The sequence below is a fragment of the Streptomyces sp. NPDC043870 genome (assembly GCF_056435785.1).
On sequence record NZ_JBWKDT010000026.1, the window covers coordinates 14,194 to 30,112 of the forward strand.

The window sequence follows — 15,919 nt, forward strand, 5'->3', positions numbered from 1 at the left end:
GATCTTGAGTGGAACTCTTGTGCGGTCATCGGGCAGGCTCACGAAGCTTTTGTAGGCTTCGTGTAAGTAAAGGCTTGCCCATGCGCGTTCGCTGGGTCCGCAGCCCTCGCTTGTTCCCGCCGGGTCGTACCGGCAGACGCAGAGCGAGGGCTACGGCTCTATCCGTCCTTGTTTCCTTCTCCTTCATGCTCACCACGGAGACAGCCGCGGCCACGGGGGCCACGCTGCCGGCGCTGAGCATGCCCGAGCTGTCCCTCTCCGGCCTGTGGGACTGGGCCAACAAGTCCCCGCTCGACACCCCCGACCAGCAGAACGGCACCGCGAGGGGCAAGAGCCACGTCGCCTCCTCCGACGCCACCAGCGCCGACGGCGGCTCCGGCCGTAAGCCCGGAAAGGGCAAGGGGGAGCTCGACGCGTACAAGCGCGCCGAGGACCGGACCAGTACGTCCACGACCGGCAAGGCCTCCGGCACGGCGAAGAGTTTCGACGCCAGGACCAGCAAGCGGGACGCCAAGAAGTCCACGGCGACGTCGGACTACTACGTCAACGCCGACGGGTCCACCACCATCCGGCACTATTCCGGCCGGACCAACTTCAAGGGTGACGACGGCACGTGGAAGCCGATCGACACCGAGCTGGTCAAGGACAAGGACGGCAGGCTTCAGGAGCGCGCCAACTCGCTCGACGTCGAGTTCGCCCCGAACGCCGCCGACCAGCAGCTCGTCTCCGTCGACTTCGGAGACGGCCGTAGCCTCGCGTACGCGCTCCGCGGCTCCGCGAAGGCGACGCCCACCGTGGCCGCCGACGGCACCGTCATCTATCCCGGTGTGCTGCCCGAGACCGATGTGCAGCTCGTGCCGCTCGCCGAGGGCCTCAAGGAGAACGTCGTCCTGCACAGCAAGGACGCCGCCAACTCCTGGGTCTTCCCGCTCGACGTCAAGGGCCTCACGCCCCGCGTCGCGGCCGACGGCGACGTGGAGTTCACCGACGCCGACGGCAAGGTGATCGCCAGCATCCCCCATGCCTACATGGAGGACTCGAAGATCGACCGGCGCTCCGGCGACGCCGCGCAGTCCAGGGCCGTCAGCTACGAGCTGATCACCGTGGACGGCGAGCCGGCGCTGCGGCTGACCGCCGACCGGGAGTGGCTGGACGCCCCCGAGCGGGTCTACCCGGTCACCGTCGACCCGACCATCGTGGCGAGCAACTCGACGTACACGCAGAACACGATCTCCGGTGACCACTCCACCGAGAACCAGATCAAGATCGGTTCGTACGACTCGGGCACCAACAAGGCGAACTCCTTCCTGCAGTTCTCCTCGCTCGGCACCACCCTCGCCGGGCAGAAGGTCTCCGCGGCGACCCTCAACGTCTGGGCGCTCTGGTCCGCGACCTGCACCGCACAGGACTTCTCGGTCCACCCGGTGACGCAGTCCTGGACCCCGACCGGCGTGACCAGCTACCCCGGCCCGACCTACGGAGCGGCCATCGGCTCGGCCACGCCCGCGCCCGGCGCCTCCTGCTCCAACACCGACGGCGGTACCGACGTCGGTGTGAAGATGCCGGTGACACTCGGCACGAGCTGGTTCACCCAGGTCGCCACCGGCGGTGCCAACTACGGTCTCGCGATCACCGCGCCGACCTCGGACGGGCTGCACTGGAAGAAGTTCCACTCGGACAACTCCGCGACCGCGGGCTGGCGCCCGTCGCTGGACCTGACCTACGCGCCGAACACCAAGCCGCAGGTCAACGCCCAGTACCCGCCGGAGAACTTCCAGGCCAACACCCTTCAGCCCGAGCTGCTCGTCTACGCGAGCGACGCCGACAAGTGGCCGCAGACGGCGCTGACGTACACCTACGAGGTGTACGACGCCGACAGCGAGAGCACCACTCCGGTCGCCACCTCCGGTGCTCTCACCAAGAGCAACTGGAAGATCCCGGCCGGCAAGCTGAAGTGGAGCAAGAACTACCTGTGGTACGTGGCCGTCAGCGACGGCTACGAGGAAGTGACGTACTCCAGCCGCTTCACCACCGCCGTGCCGCAGCCGCCGGTCACCTCGGGCCTGGCCATGAACACCGACGGCCACGAGTTCGACCCGAGCGACGGCAACTACACCACCGAGGACACCGACGCCGACGTGGAGGTGGTCGGCCCCTCGCTGGAGATCGACCGCTCCTACAACAGCCTCGACCCGCGCGTCGACAGTGCCTTCGGAGCCGGCTGGTCGACGGTCGTCGACATGAAGGCCGCCGAGGTCAAGGACGGCGCGGGCACGGTCACCAGTGTCGTGATCACCTACCCGGGCGGTGAGCAGGTCGCCTTCGGCCGCAACACCGACGGCACCTTCGTGCCCCCGCTCGGCCGGTACGCCCGGCTCCAGGCCGTGACCGGCGGATACGCGATGACGGACAAGGACTTCACGGAATACGCCTTCAAGCAGGCGACCGCGAAGGCCGGCACGTACGCGATATCCAGCATCAAGGACTACGCGGGCCGCACGGAGACGTTCGCCTACGACACGAACAAGCGGCTGTCGAAGATCACCAACGACACCTCCAAGCGGTCCCTGACCTTCGCCTGGGCGCTGCAGACCGGAGGCACCTACCACGTCTCGACGGTCAAGACCGACCCGGCCACCCCGGGTGACACGAGCACGGAGCAGCTCTGGACGTACGGCTACTCGGGCGATCAGCTCACCTCGGTCTGCCCGCCCGGCGATCCGACCAAGTGCACGACGTACACGTACGCCACCGGCAACCACTACCGCACCACGGTGCTGGACGCCGACCCGTTCGCGTACTGGCGGCTCGGTGAGACGTCCGGCACCGTCGCCAAGGACACGGTCGACACCAACCAGGGCAAGTACAACGGCACGTACCGCAATGTGACCCTGGGCAGCTCGTCCGTCCTCGCCGGCTCCACGCAGAAGACGGCCACCTTCAACGGCACCACCTCGTACGTCGAGATGCCGAGCGCCCCCGGCGCCACGCCGTCGTACATGACGGTGTCCCTGTGGTTCAAGACGACCACGGCCGGCGGTGTCCTCTTCTACTACGGTGACAAGCCGCTGAGCGACCCCAACCCGGTCGCCAACACGACGAAGAACACCCCCGCGGTGTACGTGGGCATGGACGGCAAGCTGCGCGGCTGCCTGGCCATGTCGCCCGGCTGCATGTCGACGATCACGTCCGGCGCCACCGTCACCGACGGCCAGTGGCACAACGCCGTCCTCACGGGTGTGGCCAACAGCCAGACGCTGTACCTCGACGGTGTCTCCCAGGGCAACCTCCCCGGCACGATCAACGACTGGGTGCAGCCCTACATCTCGCTCGGCGCCGGTGTGAACACCGACGGCTGGCCGTCCATGAACCCGAACGACCAGCTCGGGCACTACACGGGCCAGATGGCCGAGGTCGCCATCTACTCCGAGCCGCTCGACCCCTCGGTGATCACCACGCAGTACCAGACCGCCAAGCGGTCCGCGGGCCTGCTCAACAAGATCACCACGCCGGGCGGCAAGACCCAGTCGTCCGTCGTCTACGGCACCACCGACGACCTGGTCCTGCAGGCCACGGACGGCGACGGCGGCACCTGGAAGCTCAACCCGGCCACCGTCACCGGCTCCTCGCAGGTGTACCGGTCGGCCGTGATGGGCTCCGCCCCGGGCGGCTACTGGCGCCTGGACGACACCCTCGGCGCACCGCAGGCGGCTAACGAACTGAACACCGGCTTCGGTACGTACAACACCGTCACGCAAGGTGTGGCGGGTCCGTTCGGTGCGGGCGATGTGACGGCGGCGCAGTTCAACGGAACGTCGTCGTACGCGGAGATCCCGTTCAACCCGTGGCACGGCTCGGGAGAGCGCGCCGTCGAGCTGTGGTTCAAGACCAGTTCGCCCGGTGTGATCCTTTCCGACCAGTCGCAGCTGCCGACCGGCGCCACGCCGACCGGCTCGTGGAACCCGCTGCTGTATGTGGGCGCCGACGGAAAGCTGCACGGTCACTGGTGGAGCGTCTCGGGCTCCGGCAGCACCGCCTTCGGGTCAACGGCCGCCGTCAACGACAACACGTGGCACCACGCGGTCCTGTCGGCCTCCGGCAGCACCCAGACCCTGTACGTCGACGGCGTCAAGCAGGCCGACTACAGCGGTGCCGCCAAGGACCAGTCCAACACCCGCACCTTCGTCGGCGCGGGCTTCGGCAAGTACTGGTACAGCTCTCCCGGTGACGTGAGCTTCTTCAACGGCTCCATCGCCGAGGTCGCCGCGTACGGTCACCCGCTGAGCGCCGACGAGGTCGAGCAGCACTGGTCGGCGTACAAGGCGTCCTCCGGTGTCGCCCCGGTGCGCACGGTCACGCTCACCGACCCGACCAACAAGACGCTGAAGTACGTGTACGACGCGGAGATGGGCAACCGTCTGCTGGCCGCGATCGACACCAACGGCAAGCGGACGACGTACGGCTACGACACGGCGGGCTTCCAGCACACCGTGACCGACGCCAACGGCAACCGCAGCATCACCGGCCACGACATCCGCGGCAACACGGTCTCCCAGACCGACTGCCAGGACACTGCGGCCGGCAGGTGCGCCACGGAGTACTACACGTACTACCCGGACGCGACCACGGCGTTCCCGGCGATGGACCCGCGCAACGACCTGCTCCTCACCGAGCGGGACGCCCGATCGACGGGTCCGACGGACAACACCTATCTGACCAGCTACAGCTATGACGCGGGCGGAAACCTCCTCTCGGTGACCACCCCGCCGGTGGCCGGTCATCCGAACGGCCGGACTGCCTCCACCACCTACACCACCACCACCACCCCGGCGGCGGAGGGCGGCACGGCGAAGGCGCCGGCCGGTCTGGTAGACACGGTGACCACACCGGGCGGCAAGACGACCAAGAACGTCTACTTCGCCAACGGTGACCCCGCCGAGATCACCGACGCCAACGGCGCCAAGGTGAAGTACACGTACGACGCGCTCGGCCGGAAGATCACCGAGACCGAGATATCGGACGCCAAGCCCAGCGGGCTGACGACCACCTTCACCTACGACAAGAACGACCAGGTCGCCACCGAGACCAGCCCCGCGGTCACCAACCGCGTGACGGGTGCGGTGCACCAGGCCAAGTCGACCACGGTGTTCGACCCGGACGGCAACGTCCTCTCGCAGACCGTCGCCGACCTCACCGGTGGTGACGCCTCGCGTGTGACGTCGATGACGTACGACGCGTACAACCGCGTGGCGACGAGGACGGACCCGGGCGGCGACACCACGTCGTTCGAGTACGACGTCTACGGCAACAAGGTCAAGGAGACGGACCCCGCGGGGACCGTCAACACCTACACCTTCGACGCCGAAGGCCGTCCGCTCACCACCAACCTGCTGAACTACACCGGCGACCCGCACAACCCGTCGGCTCCGACCACGCTGGTCCAGGAGTCCCGGGCGTACGACCCGGCCGGCCGGCTCGCGTCGATCACCGACGCGATGGGCTGGGTGACGGCGTACACCTACACCGACGACGGTCTGTCGGCGAGTGTGGTGCGCAAGGACCCGGCGAACGGCAAGCAGTTCACCGAGCAGTCCAACGAGTACGACATGGCCGGGAACCTGATCAAGCAGGTGACCAACGACGGCCAGACCACCTCAACGTTCGCGGTGGACGCGGCGGACCGTGTCACGTCGTCCGTGCTGGACCCGACCGGTGTGAACCGCACCACGAAGGTCTCCTACGACCCGGACGACAACGCCATTTCGGAGTCGGAGACCGACCCGGCGACGGGTGACGTCAGCACGTCGGACACGACGTACGACAACCTCGGCAACGTCACGGGCCAGACGGTGCACGACGGCACCACCGCTCCGGTGGCGCGCTGGAAGCTCGACGAGACCAGCGGCCTGACGGCCAACGACTCCTCGGGCGGCAACCGCAAGGCCACTCTCGGCAGCGCGGTCACCCGCTCCACCGAGAAGGGCGGTTCGGCGGTCTTCAACGGGACGGCGAACGCCTACGGCACCACGGAGGGCCCCGCGGTCGACACCGGCGGCAGCTTCACCGTCTCGGCGTGGGTCAAGCTGAACTCGACCTCGTCGAACTACACGGCGGTCGGCCAGGACGGCACCTACCACTCGGGCTTCTACCTGGGCTATGTCCAGTCGGCGAACAAGTGGGCCATCCGCTTCCCGACCCGTGACGACGCCTCGGGTGTGCTCGGGGACCAGTTGGTGTACTCCACCGCTGCCCCGGTGACCGGCCAGTGGACCCATCTGACGTCCGTCTACGACCAGTCGACCGGCAAGATCTCGCTGTACGTCAACGGCGTCCTGCAGGGCACCGACGACCGTACGTCGGTCTGGGCAGCCAACGGCAAGCTGCAGATCGGCCGGGTCAAGTACGCGGGCGCGTACGACGGCTTCTGGCCGGGTGGCATCGCGGACGTGCAGGTCTACGGCGAGGCGCTGAGCGCGTCGCAGGTGTCCGCGGTGAACGGTGGGACGCTTCCGGCGGCGGGCAGTTCTGTCCGCTCCACCACGTGGAAGCTGGACCAGCGTGGTCTGCCGCTGTCGATGACCGACTCGAACGGCAACACGACGGACTACGGCTACGACGAGGCTGCCCAGCAGACCATCGTCACCGAGCCCGCCGTGAACGCGGAGCAGAACGGCGGGACCCCGGTCTCTGTCCGTCCTGTCTCGATGACCGGCTACAACACGTTCGGTGAGACCACCGAGGTGTCCGACCCGCTCGGCAATGTCTCGGTCACGGCCTACGACGCCGAGGGCCAGGAGTCCTCGACGACAATGCCGAACTACACCCCGCCGGGCGGCACCCCGATCACGGCCACGGCCTGGAACGAGTACAACAAGCTCGGCCAGGTCACGGCGGAGGTCGACCCGCTGGGCAACCGCACCACCTACTCGTACACGCAGCTCGGCGATCTGGCCTCGGTCACGGAGCCGGGTGGCGGTACGACGCAGTACACGTACGACACCAACGGCGACCAACTGTCGGCGACGCGGCCCAACGGGGCGCGTCAGGAGAGCACCTGGGACTACCTGGGCAATGAGCTCACCAGCACGGACATCGTGCGGCAGCCGACGCAGCGGGCGTTCACGGCGATCAACGAGTACAACGCTCCGGGCGGCGAGCTGTCCCGGACCGTGAGCCCGACGGGCGTCGCGGAGTCGTACAAGTACAACGCGATCGGCGAGACCACCGAGGTCACCGACAGCGCGGGCCAGAAGTCCACGTTCACCTACGACATGGACGGCCAGGTCCTCACCTCGAAGGACCCGGACAACACCAGCACCAAGAACACGTACGACGGTTTCGGCCAGCTGGTCTCCACCAGCGACCTGGACGCGACCGGAGCGACGCTGCGCACGATGAGCTCCACGTACGACCGTGCGGGCAACCCGGTGACGGTGACCGACTACCGCGGTCACACGACGACGCTGACGACGGACGCCTCGGGTCTGATCACCCAGGCCGTGCAGCCGGTCTCGGCGACCGAGTCGATCACCACGACCTTCGGCTACGACGCGGCGGGCAACCGGACGCGCTTCACCGACGGGCGCGGCAATCCGTTCATCACCACCTACAACAGCTGGGGGATGCCTGAATCCCTGATCGAGCCGTCCACGCCGGCACATCCGGCCGCTGCGGACCGCACCTTCACCACGGTGTACGACGCCAACGGGCGGCCCAAGGAGGCGCGCTCCCCGGGCGGCGTGGTCATCAGCAACGAGTACGACGTCAAGGGCCGTCTGATCCGTCAGGTCGGCTCGGGTGCGGAGGTCGCCACGACCGACCACACCTACGACTACGACGCCGATGACCGGATCACGGCCGTGGCCGGTGTGGGTGAGGACAAGAACACCTTCACCTACGACGACCGCGGACAGCTCCTGACCACGTCCGGCCCGTCGGGCAACTCCTCCTTCGCCTGGAACGGCGACGGTGCGATGACCTCGCGGACGGACGCCTCCGGCACGTCGACCTACGGGTACGACACCGCCGGCCGGCTCAGAACGGTCAACGACGGGGTCACCGGCTCCGCGATGACCTACAACTACGACGTCAACAGCAAGGTCTCGTCGATCGACTACGGCGCCGGGAAGTCCAAGCGGAACTTCCAGTACGACGCCCTGGAGCAGCTGACCGAGGACAAGCTCACCTCGCCCACCGGTGCGGTGCTTTCCAAGATCAACTACACCTGGGACGAGAACGGCAACGAGAAGTCGAAGACGACGAGCGGTGTCGTGGGCGCGTCCACGAACACGTACACGTACGACTGGGCGAACCGTCTGACGTCCTGGAACAACGGGACCGCGACGGAGGTCTACGGCTACGACGCGTCCGGCAACCGGACCCGCGTGGGCGGCGACACGTATACGTACGACGCCCGCAACCGGCTCACGTCGGACGGGCACAGCACGTACCTGTACACGGCTCGCGGCACGATGAGTCAGGTCACGGACGAGGGCGGTGTCTCGACCGCGGTCAGGGCCGATGCCTTCAACCGTGTGATCAGCGAGGGCGACCGGACGTACACGTACGACGGTATGGACCGTGTCCTGAACGCCAAGGACGAGACCGGCAGTGAGCTGTTCTCGTTCAAGTACAGCGGCGCCGGCAACGACGTGGCCTCGGACGGTGTCTCGTCCTACAGCCGCGACGCGGACGGTTCGCTGCTGGGTGTGAAGACGGGCACGACGGCGGTGCTGGCCCTGACGGACCTGCACATGGACGTGATCGGTCAGTTCACCGATTCCGGTGAGGCGCTGACAGGCTCGACCACGTACTCGCCGTTCGGCAAGGTCCTCCAGACGGCCGGCATGCTCGGCAGCCTGGGGTACCAGTCCGGCTGGACCGACCCTGAGACGGCCAAGGTCAACATGGCCGCGCGTTGGTACTCACCGCAGACCGGCCAGTTCAACAGCCGCGACACGGTGAGCAACAGCCCGCTGCCGGAGTCGGTGAACGCGAACCGGTACGCGTACGCCAACCAGAACCCGATGACGGGTGTGGACCCGACCGGTCACTGGTTCGACTTCATCAAGAAGGCCGTCAAGAAGGTCGCCAAGAAGGTCAAGAAGGTCGCGAAGTCGGCCTGGAAGAAGACCAAGAAGGCCGTCAAGCGGGTCGCGAAGGCCGTCCGCAAGGCCGTCAAGAAGGTCAAGCGTGCGGTCAGGAAGGTGGCCCGGAGGGCCTACCGGGCGGTCCGCAAGACCGTGCGGTACGTGCGCGACAGCGTCCGCAAGGTCAAGAGATACGTCAAACGCACGTACAAGCGGGTCAAGCGCTACGTCCACAAGGTCGTCAAGCACGTCAAGAAGGCCGTGCGGAAGGTCGCCAAGGCGGTCAAACACGTAGCCAAGAAGGTGGTCAAGGCAGCCAAAAAGGTCGGCAGAGCCGTCAAGAAGGCGGCCAAAGCCAGCGCCAATTGGGTCAAGCATCACGCCGCTGACATCGCCTCGATCGCTGCCGGTGTCGCTGTCTTTGCGGGCTGTACAGCCCTCACGGCCGGTGCGGGTGCGATCGCCTGCGGAGCTCTCGCAGGTGCCGTGGCCAACGGCGTCGGCTACATGATGAGTGACGGCCCGAAGACGCTCGGAGGCTTCCTCGGCTCCGTCGGCATGGGCCTGGCCACCGGTGCTGTCGGTGGCGCCGTGGGCGGCTTCGCCGCCGGAGCGGCCGGCCGACTCATGGCCGGCGTCGGTGGCAAGGTGGCCCAGGGCGCAGCCCAGGGCGCTGCGGGTGGCGCTGCGGAAAGCGCTGTCGGTTATGGCGTCTCCTGCGCCAACAGCGAGGAGGGCTGCAGCGTCAGCGGCGTGGCCAAGGCCACGGTGGTGGGCGCTGCGGTCGGCGGTATCTTCGGCGCGGCGGCCAGCAAGTTCGGCCGCAAGGGCTGCACCCCGCACAGCTTCACCGGTCCGACCGGTGTGCTGATGGCCAATGGCATGACCAAACCGATCGCCGAGATCAAGGTCGGGGACTACGTCCTGACGGCGGAGCCCGGCAAGAAGAAGAAGGAGAAGCACCGGGTCAAGGCGGTGATCGTCACCAAGACGGACCGTGACTACGTCGATGTCGTCGTGGCTACGAAGTCGGGTCCGAAGACGATCCAGACCACCAAGCACCACCAGTTCTACGAGGCCAGCCGCAATGCCTGGACCCAGGCCGGCGACCTCAAGGCGGGCCAGAAGCTGCAGAGCGACGCGGGTGCACCGACGACGATCCTCAAGGTCAAGTCGTACACGGCACTGCGCGTCACATACGACCTGAGCATCGAGGACCTGCACACGTACCACGTGGCGGCAGGCGACACGGCCATCCTTGTGCACAACAACAACGGTGGTTCCGGGGACGCCGCGTGCCCGATCGGGGCTGCGGCTGCGCCGGACGCGCGCGGTCAGTGGCGGAGTTCCGGCAACGGACGCTTCGCGGCCAACCCAGACCGGGTGCAGCCGGGTACGCCTGATGCCGACGGCATGGTCTCCGGTACCAACGCCGATGGGCACACCACCAGCCGCGCCGGCTTCCGCGTCGGTACGCTGAGGGACGCGTGGGACGACGCCCAGACGGTGACGACCCGCAACGGCCAGGCGGGTAAGCTCTGTGAGCGGCGTGGACCGAAATGCGTCGGTGTCGTCTTCGGAAACCCGCATAACGGCGACGGCCGGGCCGGTGAATGGGATGGTGGCCACTTCCCGGAGTCCTGGACCAACCGGAAATTCCCTTCGGGTACCACTAGGGAAGAGGTCATCGACGACTATCAGCGGGGAGTCCGCGTCGAATGCATTCCATGCAATCGCGGCGCGGGAAACAGAGAGGACGGTTAGCGGGTCGTGGCTGTACTGATCAACCACATGGAGTCGCGGCTCGGGAGGCTCCTCGGCGCCTGGTCGCCGGGCGAAGGTGCCCCGGAGGGGGCACCCAAGGTCGGGTATTTCGCCGGCGGAACCCTGGAGGGGGTTCAGTCGTACGCGACGATCGGCCTGCACCGGACGCCTCTGACGTCGCGTACGTCGGGTCGCCACCTGCATCTCGAACTGCTGGGATGCAACCGGCCCGTGTCCGACGACGAGCCGGGCCCGTTCCCGGACGTGCTGGAGTACGTCGCGGAGCGCCTGGTGGCCGGCGGTGAGGCGGTACTGCGCGGGGACGTCCTGCGCCTGCCGATGCCGCTGACGCCCGGCGGTACCATGACGGCCCTCTACGCGGCGATCCCGGTCTATTTCGACGACGACTTCGGTTCTGTCGTCATCGAGAACGGGTCGGATGTCGCTCTCGTGTGGTTGGTCCCCATCGGCGACCGTGAGGCGCATTACGTCGAGCGAGAAGGCTGGGAGGCGTTCGAGCGCAAGCTAGTGCAGGAGGACCCGGATCTTCTCGATCTGAACCGTCCGGAGATTCGTCTCTGAGATGACCGGAAGCGCCCCACTGCGGAATTCCGCGGCGGGGCGCTTTCCGTTTCGCGTCAGCCGGTCTTGGTCCAGTCGCCGCAGCCCGTGGTCTTGAAGCAGGCGTCCGAGGTCGAGATCTTCACGATCGCCGCGCCCGACCCGTTGTTGTTTCGCCGGCATTGCGTCCGTGCTGTGGCTCGCGTCCTGCACGCGTTCCCAGTAGCAGCCGTTGTCCTTGTTGCGCAGACGGTGTAGCGGCCCTTCGCCTTCACTCTTCGCCTGTCTCGGGTCCCATGGTTGCCAGTGCGCCGCTGCCTTCACGATGTGCGGGGCACGCCCCTGCTCCACAGCTCCTCCGCGTGCTCAGCGAACCTGTCGAACATGCCGCCGTCACCCTGTCGCCGCAGATGCAGCAACGGGAGTCGTGACCGACGAGCCTCGCCAGGTGCGGGGTGACGAGGGCGTCCTGGTCGAAGCGGAACACGGACAACGAGGCGTGATTCACGGCATCGTCCGCGCTGCTCAGGCGGGTCTCCAGGCCGTCCAGGAGGCCAAGGCGGTCGAGGTTCTCCAGCGTGATCCTGATTCGTGTGGAGACACTTAGCGCCACGTCCTCGATTGTCTCGCGCTGCCGGGTCACCTCCCCATCAGGGTCGCCCAGCAGGAACCGCACGCTGCACCCCGATTCGGCCTTCCGGCGCAGGGCGTCCACGAACGCCGGCTGACGGCTACGACGCGACGGGAAACCAGGGCGGGGAACCGCAACCGGGCCGGCCGGAGTGAGGCGCGGCCCGGAACGGGAACGGGAGAGCGTCAGCAGTACTTGGAGGAGCCGCTCGAACCCCACGAGCACGAGTCGGCCAGCGCCCCTGTGGACTTCCGCAGATACGCCGTGTCCCCGGTGTTGTTCCACACGTACCAGGACCGGCCCCAGTAGCGGTACCCGGCCGTGTTGGAGCCCTTGCCGGTGTGGACCTTGATGTAGGACTTCGCGCCGATCTTGCCGCTGAAGGTGTACGTGTAGCCGGTGACGTCGCGCAGCTTCCATCCCTGGATGGAGATCGCTGACGTGCTGGAGTTGTAGAGCTGCACCCACTCGCCGTTCAGCGACGTGTTCGATCCGGTGTCGGAGCCCGGCGAGTTGTAGTACACGCGGTAGATGCTCACTCCACCGGCGGCCTGGGCCGGAGTGGCGGTCAGCAGACCACCGGCGACAACAGCGGCCACAGCGGCGGCCGAGGCGGCGTAACGGAGCTTCAAGGACCCTCCCCAGAGTTGAACAGTGCTCGAACGACGGAGTCCGAACGACGGAGAGAGTACATCCGGGTGTGAAGGAAATGTGGGGAGAGTCTGAAGGGATGTCAAAGGGGGTCGTTTTTGATCGCCCTGGTGCGCGACTTGATCTGTTGCCTGCCCGGATGCGGGCAACGGACCGCACCGTCGGCGTCGTGCCGGCGGTGCGGCCCGCCCATGTCCCCGTGCGGCGTCAGCCGGTCTTCGTCCAGTCCTGGCAGCCCGTCGTCTTGAAGAACCCGTCGCTCGCGCCGATCTTCACGATCGCCGTCCCCTTCGCGTTCTCGTTCGCCAGGATCGAGTCCATGCTGTGGGCGGCGTCCTTCGAGCGCTCCCAGTAGCACATGTCGTCCGTGTTGCCCGTGGACTTGTACGTGCCGGGGGCGATGTCGACGCCCACCTTGAACATGCCGCCGTTGCCCTTCATCCCGGACTTCGGGCTGCCCTTGGCCTTCTCGTCGACGGCCTCCCAGTCCTTGCAGCCGGTGGACTTGAAGATCTTGTCGGTGGCCTTGAGGGTCACGTAACTCGTCCCGCTGACGTTGTCGTTGGCGAGGATCGAGTCCACCTCGCCCTTGGAGTCCTTGGCGCGCTCCCAGTAGCACATGCCGTCGTCGTTGCCACTGGTCCGGTACAGGCCGGGCTTGATGTCCTTGCCGACCTCGAAGTCGCCGTCGCCCTCGATCGCGGCGGCCTTCTTCTTCTCTTCCTTCGGCTGGGCGGCCTGCTGCTTGCCCTTGCTGTCCATGGCGGCCGAGGCCCCCGAGGTCGAGTCGCTGTCGCCGCCGCCCCCGCCCGCCGCCGAGGCGATCGCGATCACCGCGACCACCGCGCCGAGGCCGGTGAGCACCTTGTGGCGGGCGAACCAGTTGCGCTTCTGCTGCGGGGCGTGCATGGGCTGAGACATGGATGTGGCACCTTCCGGGCGCTGTGGTGACTGCGTGAACCGATGCGTCAATGACAGCAGAGGCTGTGAACCGAGTCAACACGCTTCACAAGTTTTGATTCGGCTTACGCTGTGAATAGATCTGCTGAATCTGCTCGGTATGCTCGTCTTTCACAGCGGACGAGGGGAGACGGTCAGGTGCCGGACGAGCACGAAGCAGAAGTCACCGCCGCCGGTATCGCCCGGCTCGCGGGAGTGGGCCGTGCCGCCGTCAGCAACTGGCGGCGCAGGCATGCCGACTTCCCCAAGCCCGTGGGCGGTACGGAGACCAGCCCGTCCTTCGCGCTCGCGGACGTCGAGCAGTGGCTGCGCGAGCAGGGCAAGCTCGCCGAAGTGCCGCGCCGGGAACGGGTCTGGCAGCAGCTCTCCGCGCACCCCGCGGGAGCCGTCACCGCGCTCGTCCACGCCGGGGATGTGCTGCTCCTCGTACGGGACAGGCCCACGGCCTGGCTGGAGCTGGCCGCCGCCCCGGACGAGCGGCTCGCCGAGATGCTGCCGCACGCCCTGGACCAGGTGCTCGCCGCCCGCTTCGGCGCGCAGCGCGCCGTGCCGACGCCGCCGGCGGTCGAGCTCGCCGCGTCCGTCCCGCTCATCCGCGGGGCTGCCGAACTCGCCGCGGAGCTCGGCGCGCGCCAGGCCTTCGAGTTCCTGCTCGGGCGGCATCTGGACGCCAATCCCCGCCAGTACACGCTCACTCCGCCCGGGCCCGCCGAGCTCATGGCCGCCCTGGCCGCGGCGGACTGCCCCGCCAGGATCGTGCTCGACCCGGCGTCCGGCACCGGGGGACTGCTGCGTGCCGTACAGCACCCCGCCGCCCTCTACGCCCAGGACGCCGACCCCGAGCTGGCCGCGCTCACCGCCCTGCGCCTCGCCCTGCACGGTGACGCCGACATCCGCGCGGCCGCCGCCGACACCCTGCGCGCCGACGCCTTCCCCGAACTCACCGCCGACGCGGTGCTCTGCCACCCGCCGTTCAACGAGCGCAACTGGGGTCATGACGAACTCGGCTACGACCCTCGCTGGGAGTACGGCTTCCCGGCCCGTACCGAGTCCGAACTGGCCTGGGTGCAGCACGCCCTCGCCCGTCTGCGCCCCGGTGGCACGGCCGTCCTGTTGATGCCCCCTGCTGTCGTCTCCCGCCGATCCGGGCGCCGTATCCGCGCCGATCTGCTGCGCCGCGGGGCGCTGCGCGCGGTGATCGCCCTGCCCGCGGGCGCCGCACCCCCCTACGGCATTCCGCTGCACCTGTGGGTGCTCCGCAGGCCCGGCGCCGACCAGCGCCCCGACCCCGAGCTGCTGTTCGTCGACACCACCTCGCTCGTGCCGGACGGCGGCCGCGACAAGCTGCCCTGGCCCGCCGTGCAGAGCGCCGTGCTCGACGCGTGGCGGGACCGGGCCGAACAGCCCGGCGTCAGCAGGGCCGTACCCGTCATCGAACTCCTCGACGACGACGTCGACCTCGCCCCCGCCCGCCATCTGTCCGTCCCGGCCGCCGCCGGCTCGGCGGCCGAACTGGAAGCCGTGCGCCGGAGCCTGGACGGCTCGCTGCGCCGCACCATGGAGCTGACACCCCCGCCCGCCACCCCCGCCGCGCCCGCGCGACCCGGCGCCCGCACCCTGACCACGGTCGGCGAACTCGCCCGCGCCGGGGCGCTTCAGCTGCGCACCGGCGGCGCCGGCACCTCGCCCTCCGGCGGTCCCGTCCTCACCGAGCACGACGTGATCGCGGGCGCCGCACCGTCCGGAACGCTCCCGGACGGGCCCGCCGAGGAACCGGTGCTCACCGAGGAAGGCGATGTCGTCGTCCCGATCCTGGGCGGCGGTTCCGTCGCACGCGTCGTCGACGCGGGGACGGCCGGCGCGGCGCTCGGCCGCAACCTTCAGCTGCTGCGGCCCGACCAGGCGGCTCTCGACCCCTGGTTCCTGGCCGGCTTCCTGCGCGGCACGGCGAACAACCGGCAGGCCAGCAGCTACGCCTCCACCGCGACCCGGCTCGACGTACGGCGCATCCAGCTGCCCCGGCTGCCCCTCGCCGAGCAGCAGCGGTACGGCGAACGCTTCCGTGCCCTCGCGGAGTTCGAGGACGCACTCCGCCTCGCGGGCCGGCTCGGCGGACAGCTGGCGCAGAGCCTGTACGACGGGCTGGCGGACGGGACCGTCCTGCCGGAGTGACCTGAGTGATCAGCGCAACAGCAGTTGTGCACAACCCTGAGCCGGGTGTCCGAGTCGGTGTATACGCTCTGACCCATTGAGCCAACTGAGC

The 15,919-nt window shown here is 68.2% G+C and carries 5 protein-coding genes and 1 pseudogene; 3 read left to right on the plus strand and 3 right to left on the minus strand.

What is annotated here, in order from left to right:
* Window positions 1-185 precede the first annotated feature (185 nt).
* Together AC0699_RS26945 and AC0699_RS26950 are read left to right on the plus strand one after the other, a co-directional pair.
* Window positions 186-10,853, plus strand: a complete 10,668-nt coding sequence (locus AC0699_RS26945) for a LamG-like jellyroll fold domain-containing protein (protein WP_478664978.1) — start codon at window positions 186-188, stop codon at window positions 10,851-10,853.
* 6 nt (window positions 10,854-10,859) lie between these two features.
* Window positions 10,860-11,435: a suppressor of fused domain protein gene (locus tag AC0699_RS26950; RefSeq protein WP_478664981.1), complete on the plus strand. Its 576-nt coding sequence runs from the start codon at window positions 10,860-10,862 to the stop codon at window positions 11,433-11,435.
* Between the two features lie 299 nt (window positions 11,436-11,734).
* Here the strand turns inward: AC0699_RS26950 and AC0699_RS26955 are convergent.
* From AC0699_RS26955 to AC0699_RS26965, 3 genes and pseudogenes are all read right to left on the minus strand, one after another.
* Window positions 11,735-12,138, minus strand: a pseudogene (locus tag AC0699_RS26955) (XRE family transcriptional regulator); the annotation flags it as partial.
* Between the two features lie 92 nt (window positions 12,139-12,230).
* The gene (locus AC0699_RS26960) at window positions 12,231-12,677 is read right to left on the minus strand and encodes a lamin tail domain-containing protein (RefSeq protein WP_478664984.1); all 447 of its coding nucleotides are present in this window, start codon (window positions 12,675-12,677) and stop codon (window positions 12,231-12,233) included.
* Between the two features lie 226 nt (window positions 12,678-12,903).
* Window positions 12,904-13,617, minus strand: a complete 714-nt coding sequence (locus AC0699_RS26965; protein ID WP_478664987.1) for a hypothetical protein — start codon at window positions 13,615-13,617, stop codon at window positions 12,904-12,906.
* Between the two features lie 177 nt (window positions 13,618-13,794).
* Between AC0699_RS26965 and AC0699_RS26970 the strand changes: the two genes are divergently transcribed.
* Window positions 13,795-15,828 (plus strand): N-6 DNA methylase, encoded by a 2,034-nt coding sequence (locus AC0699_RS26970; protein WP_478664991.1) that lies wholly within the window; start codon window positions 13,795-13,797, stop codon window positions 15,826-15,828.
* Window positions 15,829-15,919: the final 91 nt, after the last annotated feature.